This is a genomic window from Pseudomonas sp. SDO524_S393 (assembly GCF_054071875.1).
The window spans coordinates 86,013-94,073 of the sequence record NZ_JBSVVZ010000020.1; the positions used below are offsets into that span (position 1 = coordinate 86,013).

Below are 8,061 nucleotides of genomic sequence, written 5' to 3' on the forward strand. Positions count from 1 at the left end.
GCGATGCCTTTGCCGAATATTTTTTATGCCGTAAAGGCATCGAAAAGCAGCACCTGCGCGCCAGGCCGCGGAGGACGTGGCTTTGGTGTTTCGGGATAGCCCATTTATTCGTTTTTAATCTATGTATAACTTTAAAGATTACTTTAAGAGATAAGCGTCTGGCCCCGATGATTCAGCCCTCGACGGCCTCCCACGCAGGCCTGTCGGTTTTTTTGTTTCAAAACCGTAGGGAGTGAATCAATGGGCAATGTCCAGACCGCCGCCAGTGCACACGAGGCGCCGTGGCGCCAGGCACCGGGTGGTGAGTTGGTCGACCTTGGCCGGCCGCACCGCGCGCCGTTGGGGCAGTTGCGCTTGCAGAAAACCCCCAAGCGTTTTTCGAGCCGGCGCGAAGGGCTGCTGCTGGGGCTGCTGGTGCTGGCCCTGCACGGCGCGGTGATCTATTGGGTGAGCCAGAAGCCGACCCCGGTGTTGCCCGTGGTGCCGCCGGAAATCCCGCCGATGACCATCGAATTCTCCCAACCGGCGCCGCCTGTGGTTGAGCCGCCACCGCCGGTACCGCCACCACCGCCGCCGCCCGTGGTCGAGCCTCCGCCGCCGGTGGTGGACGAATTGGCCGCCAAACCTGCGCCCAAACCGATTCCCAAACCCAAGCCGAAGCCAGTGCCGAAACCTGAGCCCAAGCCCGCGCCGAAACCGGTCGAGCAGCCTCCTGCGCCGCCGACGCCAGCGCCACCGGCTCCACCTGCGCCGGCCGCATCGCCGTCGCCGGCCCCTGTGACACCGGCTTCGGCCAACGCCGCGTACCTGAAGAACCCGGCGCCGGAATACCCGTCACTGGCCCAGCGCCGGGGTTGGGAAGGCACGGTGTTGCTCAGGGTGCATGTGTTGGCCAGCGGCAAGCCGGGTGAGATCCAGATCCAGAAAAGCAGTGGTCGCCAACAGCTCGACGACGCCGCACTGGCCGCCGTGAAGCGCTGGAGTTTCGTGCCGGCCAAGCAGGGCGACGTAGCCCAGGACGGCTGGGTCAGCGTGCCGATCGACTTCAAGATTCACTAACTATTCGGCTGCGGTGTGTTGCACACGCCGCGACCTGCACAGAGGGAAAACATCATGGCATTAGCATCTCCACTTGAATCCATCGAAAGCGCGGTGATCTGGCTGCTGGTGGCTTTTTCGGTCGCCACCTGGGGCCTGGCCCTGCTCAAGGGCGTGCAGTTCGGTCGCCTCAAGGCGCAGGATCGCAAGTTCCATAAACAGTTCTGGGCGGCGTCCAGCCTGGACTCTGCCGCCGAGCTGGCCGAAACCCAGCCCGGTGCGGCGGCCCGCGTGGCCCAGGCCGGATACGCCGCGATCCAGGTGGGTGAAGCGCCACATGCTGCGGATTTGAGCCAGGCCATCAATCACCAGGACCGTCTCGAACGTGCCCTGCGCCAGCAGATCGTGCGTGAACGTCGCTCTTTGGAAACCGGCCTGGCCGTGGTCGCCAGTATCGGCAGCACCTCGCCGTTCATCGGTCTGTTCGGCACCGTGTGGGGCATCATGGAAGCGCTGAAGGGGATCAGCGCCGCTGGTTCCGCCAGCCTGGAAACCGTGGCCGGCCCGATTGGTGCCGCATTGGTTGCCACTGGCGTGGGCATCGCTGTCGCCGTGCCTGCGGTGCTGGTCTACAACTACTTCCTGCGCCGCCTGAAGCTGACTGCCGCCGACCTGGATGACTTCGCCCACGACTTCTACAGCCTGGCGCAGAAAAACTCGTTCCGCGTGCTGCTGCACCCAACCTTGAGCAAGGCAACTGCCGGCAACCCGCAAAAAGTGAAGGAGGCGTCCTGAGATGGCCTTCTCCACGCAAGACAGCGATGAGGTGCTGAGCGAGATCAACGTGACGCCCCTGGTGGACGTGATGCTGGTGCTGCTGGTGGTGTTTATCGTCACCGCGCCGCTGTTGACCAACGCCATACCGATCAACCTGCCCAAGACCCAGGCCGTGGCCCCGGTAGAGCAGAAAGACCCGCTGGTGGTGAGCATCGACGGCGCCGGCAAACTGTTTATCAACAAGGACGAAATCCAGCCGGACCTGCTGGAATTCAACCTGCAGGCGGCCAAGGCCAAGGACCCCGATGTGCGGGTGCAACTGCAGGCTGACGATGGAGTGAACTACGGCGAAGTGGCGCGAGCCATGGCGTCTATCGAGCGCGCGGGCATTACCAAGCTGTCGGTGATTACCGCACGTTGAGTTGCAAATGCCTCGACAATTTTTTGGCCGTCTCCTTGGCAGGGTGCGGCCTTTTTTTATTCTCGAAATGTATGTATGGATGTATGTAGATACTGTGCTGTCTGTAAAATTTACTGTTGTTTTTTAGTGTTTCCGAGCGTGCTAATTGTCGGGAGTTTTATTATTTTTCGGAGGAGTAAATAGTGATTTCATAGAAGGATAAATCAGATGGCCATTCGGTTTCCCGTTGATCTTGTCAGTATATTGAACACGCCCGTCATTGGAGACAAAAAAACCAACAATCCCCCCAGCCATGAAGGTGCGATCCCCTCTTCTGAAGCGCCCGGTCAGACATCCTTCCCGACAGTGCCCGACCAACCGCTGTTGGGGAAAAATGACCAAATCGAGTCTTATCTGAAGTCGCATGCTTTCAGGCAAATAACACCAGAAAGCGAAGTGTCAAAAATCCTGGCAAGTAAAATCAATCAACGTTGGGGTTTAAATACTGATCCGGATAAAACATACCTGGTGACATTCGAGGATTCAGCGCGTACTGAGAAAAATGTTGTAGAAAAAGTGACACTGACTCAGGCAGCGTTGAAAAATCTCCAGGGGGTTCCGGTCGAAGATAATAAGAACTGGCTTCAGAAGTTTGGCCAATACGTTTCACCCCTGATATTTGCTTACAATAAAGTGGAGGAGGTGGTTGAATCTTCGCGCGCCGAACAAGGCATCTATCATGACCCGGCATCTGCAGCGGTTCAGCCCTACAGCGAGTCCACGCGTGTCGACATACCTGTCGCCGACTTTAAAACCCTGGTATGGGATACAGACCGGCCCCAGCTATACAAAAATGCCCTCACCACTTTTTGGGAGAAGCAATCCGACGCCTATACGACCCTGAGTCGGATGGCTTTCGTCAAGGCCATCAAATTTCAGAGTCTGGAGGGGAGTCTGGAGCCGGAGGCGGTAGAACTGGCCCAGCGTGCAATAGGGCCCATTGCCAAGAAGCCATGGACTGAACTGAGTGTTCAAGACTTTGAGAAACGCACGTTGCAGGACCCGGACCTGGATATCGGCCTGGTCAGCGTAAACGGTATGAAGTCGACAGATTTGCTGTGTGTGACGGACAAGAAAACACAGCTGACATTGTTGTATGTGCCCGGCAACTCTTCGCCCCTGCACCGTTTTGATAATCCTCAGCAAATGGGGGTGTGGCTGGCCAAGCAAGCCGCCGACCCGAACAAGCGCGTTGCGCTCATGACGCACTTCTCCCTTGAAGACCAGGCAGACAAGACTTTTTCCGATGGCGTGCATCAGTCGTTGCAAGGCTTGGGTGCCTGGTCCACGGCGCAGGAAGCGCAAGCGTTCAGCCCTTCCAAGATCAATGCTTGGTTGCCCGAACAATACATCAACGTTTCTCCGTTGAGCGGCGACCCGTTTCAGGAGGTAATGACTCTGCAAAAGGCGCGGTCTTTCTCGGACGCAGACAATGCGATTGTGAGTGACAGCGACTATACAAAGGCGAAGATAACCCAAGGCTTGGAGGAAGCCGCGAAAGTGGCGCTTTTCATGACGCCATTGGCGCTCGCCATGCCGGAGGTTGCGCTGGCGATGGATGCGTTCTACCTGGGGGCGGGTATCACCGAAACAACTATTGGCATTGACGATGTAGCCAAGGGTAAATCCACGGGAGCCGACCGTATTGTGTTTGGGGTATTGAACGCGGTACCACCAGTGGTGGTGCATGGAGGCGGCGCGCTTGCCGGGGCATTGAAACCGGAAAGCACGGCGGTTGCCCATTCAATCCCCATCGATGAAACGGCGCAGCCATTTCTCAGGGCGCCACAACGTGTCAACGGTCAGATTGGCTATCCGATGGGGCCTGTTGAAGCACCGGCTTTATCTAAAAGCTTTGATATACCAATGGATGATGTGATGGTTTCACCATTGGCAGAGTACTCGGTGGCTATAAATGGGTACTTGGCACCCGCGATTTATGACTTGGAGGCCGGCGCATGGCGAGGTTTCGATTTAGACGGTAATACGGCGGATATTTTTTATTGGCGAGAAGTCAAGGGAGAATGGACGTCGGGTACAAAAGCGCAGATGTTGGCCAATGCCGAGAAGAGGCTGCCGTCGGTTGAAAAAAAGGTTGTAACGTTGCCTGTGTTGCCGTCAGTGCCGTCGAGCTCTACGGAAATACCCAAGGTAATACATTATTTTTGGGCCGGAAATGAAATGCCCGATCACCTCGTGAAAAATATAATGGAGAACGCTCGTAAAAGTCCGGGTTACAAATCAATTGTGCATGTCGATGCCAATAATCAAAGTGTTTTTTCCGCGGTGAAAGACGCCCTCGATCACAAGGTGGGTGGTCTTGAGGTGCACGACATGAAAGCCGATGAAGTTTTTCGTGAGTTAAACGCCGGGAAATATGCTGAGCTGTATCAATATTTTCGATCAGGGCAAGGGCAGAATCTGGCCGCGTCGTCAGATGTCATGCGTGCGGTATTGATAAAACGCTACGGTGGTATTTATTTGGATACGGACGATGCACTCACCCATGGCGTAGGTGAAATCGCTCTCTCAGCTACACCCAATGATGTTTTGTTAAGTTCTCCTGTTACTTACGCACCGGCTGATTTTTCCGGGCTAAATACCAGCAACTTTGCGAGCCACGCGAATAATTCTGTCTTTGACAAAATACTCGAGGAAATCGATCGGCGTTTTAAAGCCAATAAAATTTGGTTGGATGCCAATCGGCCCTTCATCGGAGAAAATCCGACTGAGGCCGAGTTGGATGCGTACAAGGCAAATGAGAAGAAAATTTTTGAGGTGACAGGTCCTGTCATGTTCAACGACGTCCTCAAACAAGAAAAATATGGGCTTCTCCCTGTTCTCGACGATTTGTCTGAGGTACTGAGTGGGCGGCTTATAGCGCCTGATGGCTACATCCGAAAGCTGCTGCAAGCACAGGAATACTACCTGCCCATGGACCGGAAATTTGGAGTCGATATCGGAGCAGAGCATTCCATGCGCCATTCCCGTTGAGTCGGCGTGCATCTTCGGGATTTTTGCCTCCAGCACTCAGGTGCCGGGTTCGCGCAAGCTGCACCAGTGGGTGGCGGAGTGAGTAAAGAAGATTGGGTTTTTGGTTATTAATAAATAGCTTCTTATTCCTTAACGAATATAAACCCCGTCCCTATACTGGTCAGCAACGTTAAACGCTGCAGGAGGGCACACCCATGCACAGCGAGTCGATTCGTTATCTGATCGTGCCGGGCTGGCAAGGATCGCCAGAAGATCATTGGCAAAGCCATTGGCAGAACAGCCTGCCCAACAGCGCCCGCGTCGAGCAGGCCGATTGGCTGACGCCCCGTCGCGAAGACTGGGTGGCGGCGCTGGCCGAGGCCATCGCGGCCGACAGCACCCCTGTGATTCTCATCGCCCACAGCCTGGGTTGCATCACGGTGGCGCACTGGGCCGCCACCGCGCCGGTGCAGTTTCTGCGTCAGGTGCGCGGTGCCTTGCTGGTGGCGCCCGCCGATGTCGAACGCCCGGCCTGTGCCCCCGCCCTGCGCAACTTTGCGCCGATTCCCACTGACCTGTTGCCGTTTCCCAGTCAGGTGGTCAGTTCCGACAACGACAGCGCCGTCAGTGCCCCCCGGGCCCTGGAACTGGCGCGTAACTGGGGCGCTGAAGCCGGCATCCTCGCAGGCGCCGGCCATATCAATGTGAAATCCGGCCACCAGCGCTGGGAGCAGGGCTTCGCTTACCTCTATCGCCTGCAACACCGCCTTGAGCACCACGCCCGGCGCAGTGCCTAAAACATTTTTCAACGCCCCGTCCCTTGAGTGGATCTGGGGCGGGAGCCTGCCATGAGTCTGCATGAAACCTACGGCCAGCCCTTGCTGACCTTCCCCGACGCCGAAAAAAGCCCGCTGAGCATCCGCGCCAAGGCCTTGGTGTTCGTCGACCCCCGTTCCCGTCAACTGCGTGAAGACCTGGAAAACCTCGCGCCCCGTGCCTTGCCCGTATTGATTCGTGGCGAAACTGGCAGCGGTAAGGAATTGCTGGCGCGGCACATCCACCGGGGCAGCGACCGCACTGGTTTGTTTGTCTCGGTCAATTGCGGCGCGATCAGCCCCACGTATGCCGATGCCGAACTGTTCGGCTATGCCGCCGGGGCCCACAGCGGCGCGGCCAGCAGCCGCGCCGGGTGGTTTGGTTCGGCCAATGGCGGCACCCTATACCTGGATGAGATTGGCGACTTGCCGTTGCCGATACAGGTCAAATTGCTCGCCGCGCTGGAAAATCATGAAGTCACCCGGGTCGGTGCCCATCAGCCCAGCCCGGTGGATGTACGTTTGGTGGCGGCCACCAGCATCGACTTGGCCCAGGCGGTGGCGGCGGGCAAGTTTCACGAGCGGTTGTTCCATTACCTGAGCGAGGGCCAGTTGGATTTGCCGGCGTTGCGCGAGCGTGTGGGCGACATCCTGTCCTTGGCTGAATATTTCCTCGGCATCTACAGCCAGCGCCTGGACCTGCCGGTGCCATTGATCAGCGAAACCGCCCAGCAGGTGCTGGAGCAGCACAGCTGGCCGGGTAATACCCGCGAGTTGGAAAACGTCATTCACTTCGCGTTGCTGGTGAGCAGCGGCGACGAGATTTTGCCCGAGCATTTGAATTTGCCGGTGGCGGGTTCGTCCCTGGAGCAGGTACAGCGGATTTTTCAGCGTGCCAGCCCGACCGAGCAGGCGCTGTTGCGGAAATTCCTGCTTGAAGAAAATGGAATATCAACGTGAAGAAAAGATATTGTTCGGGAATAAAAAATCTAGGTATTGTCACCCCCATGCCGCGATAGCATTTCGCTGGCACCCCCTATAAAAACGGTCGTCAGAGACGCCCCGGAATTTCGATAAGGACACTGCATGAAAAAGGTTCTGTTGTTCACCGCACTGGCGGCTGCCCTGACTGCAAGCTTCGCCCAGGCCAACGAGAAACTGGTGGTGGCCGCCACGCCGATCCCGCACGCCGAGATCCTCGAGTTGGTCAAGCCGACCCTGGCCAAAGAAGGCGTGGATCTGGAAATCAAAGTCTTCACCGACTACGTGCAACCGAACGTGCAAGTGGCCGAGAAGCGTCTGGACGCCAACTACTTCCAGACCCTGCCGTACCTGGAAAACTTCAACAAGGGCAAGGGCACCAACCTGGTGACTGTGGTCGGTGTGCACGTTGAACCCTTCGGCGGCTACTCGAAGAAGATCAAGAACATCTCTGAACTCAAAGACGGCGCCACCGTAGCCATTCCGAACGAAGGCTCCAACAGTGGCCGCGCCCTGTTGCTGCTGCAAAAAGCCGGTGTGATCACCCTGAAAGACCCAAGCAATGCGCTGGCTACGCCAAAAGACATCAAGGACAACCCCAAGCACCTGAAATTCAAGGAGCTGGAATCGGCCCTGCTGCCACGCGTGCTGGATCAGGTCGACCTGGACCTGATCAACACCAACTACGCGCTGGAAGCTGGCCTCAACCCAGCGAAAGACGCGCTGATCATCGAAGATGCGAAGTCGCCGTACGTGAACTTCCTGGTGGCTCGTCCGGACAACAAGGACAGCGACGCCCTGCAGAAACTGTCCAAGGCCCTGACCAGCCCGGAAGTCAAAGCCTTCATCGAGAAGAAGTACAACGGCGCGGTCGTGCCGGCGTTCTGATGTAAGCCAAAACCCCCTTCAAGGTTTCAACGCCGATGGCTTGTTTGGCATCGGCGTTTTTTATTGGCCTGGAGTGCGATTAATACTGTGGGAGCGGGCTTGCTCGCGAATGCGGTGCGTCAGTCGACA

General features: G+C 57.1%; 7 protein-coding genes. All 7 read left to right on the top strand.

Features of this window, described 5'->3' with window-relative positions; translation table 11 throughout:
* The first annotated feature begins 240 nt into the window (after positions 1-240).
* The gene (locus ACW9IB_RS11530; RefSeq protein WP_457413715.1) at positions 241-1,059 is read left to right on the top strand and encodes an energy transducer TonB; all 819 of its coding nucleotides are present in this window, start codon (positions 241-243) and stop codon (positions 1,057-1,059) included.
* 54 nt (positions 1,060-1,113) lie between these two features.
* Positions 1,114-1,833, top strand: a complete 720-nt coding sequence (locus tag ACW9IB_RS11535) for a MotA/TolQ/ExbB proton channel family protein (RefSeq protein WP_457366524.1) — start codon at positions 1,114-1,116, stop codon at positions 1,831-1,833.
* Between the two features lies 1 nt (position 1,834).
* Positions 1,835-2,236 (top strand): ExbD/TolR family protein, encoded by a 402-nt coding sequence (locus ACW9IB_RS11540; RefSeq protein WP_060755558.1) that lies wholly within the window; start codon positions 1,835-1,837, stop codon positions 2,234-2,236.
* 207 nt (positions 2,237-2,443) lie between these two features.
* Positions 2,444-5,269, top strand: a complete 2,826-nt coding sequence (locus tag ACW9IB_RS11545) for a glycosyltransferase family 32 protein (protein ID WP_457413716.1) — start codon at positions 2,444-2,446, stop codon at positions 5,267-5,269.
* A 194-nt stretch (positions 5,270-5,463) separates the two neighbouring features.
* Positions 5,464-6,045, top strand: coding sequence for an alpha/beta hydrolase (locus ACW9IB_RS11550; RefSeq protein WP_457413717.1), 582 nt, complete (start codon positions 5,464-5,466; stop codon positions 6,043-6,045).
* Positions 6,046-6,096: 51 nt separating this feature from the next.
* The gene (locus ACW9IB_RS11555; protein WP_457413718.1) at positions 6,097-7,023 is read left to right on the top strand and encodes a sigma 54-interacting transcriptional regulator; all 927 of its coding nucleotides are present in this window, start codon (positions 6,097-6,099) and stop codon (positions 7,021-7,023) included.
* A gap of 126 nt (positions 7,024-7,149) precedes the next feature.
* Positions 7,150-7,932 (top strand): MetQ/NlpA family ABC transporter substrate-binding protein, encoded by a 783-nt coding sequence (locus tag ACW9IB_RS11560; RefSeq protein ID WP_457366519.1) that lies wholly within the window; start codon positions 7,150-7,152, stop codon positions 7,930-7,932.
* Positions 7,933-8,061 lie beyond the last annotated feature (129 nt).

Coding starts and splice junctions, on each gene's coding strand:
- ACW9IB_RS11545 (WP_457413716.1), top strand. CDS start 2,444: ATGGCCATTCGGTTTCCCGTTGATCTTGTCAGTATATTGAACACGCCC.
- ACW9IB_RS11530 (WP_457413715.1), top strand. CDS start 241: ATGGGCAATGTCCAGACCGCCGCCAGTGCACACGAGGCGCCGTGGCGC.
- ACW9IB_RS11555 (WP_457413718.1), top strand. CDS start 6,097: ATGAGTCTGCATGAAACCTACGGCCAGCCCTTGCTGACCTTCCCCGAC.
- ACW9IB_RS11550 (WP_457413717.1), top strand. CDS start 5,464: ATGCACAGCGAGTCGATTCGTTATCTGATCGTGCCGGGCTGGCAAGGA.
- ACW9IB_RS11540 (WP_060755558.1), top strand. CDS start 1,835: ATGGCCTTCTCCACGCAAGACAGCGATGAGGTGCTGAGCGAGATCAAC.
- ACW9IB_RS11560 (WP_457366519.1), top strand. CDS start 7,150: ATGAAAAAGGTTCTGTTGTTCACCGCACTGGCGGCTGCCCTGACTGCA.
- ACW9IB_RS11535 (WP_457366524.1), top strand. CDS start 1,114: ATGGCATTAGCATCTCCACTTGAATCCATCGAAAGCGCGGTGATCTGG.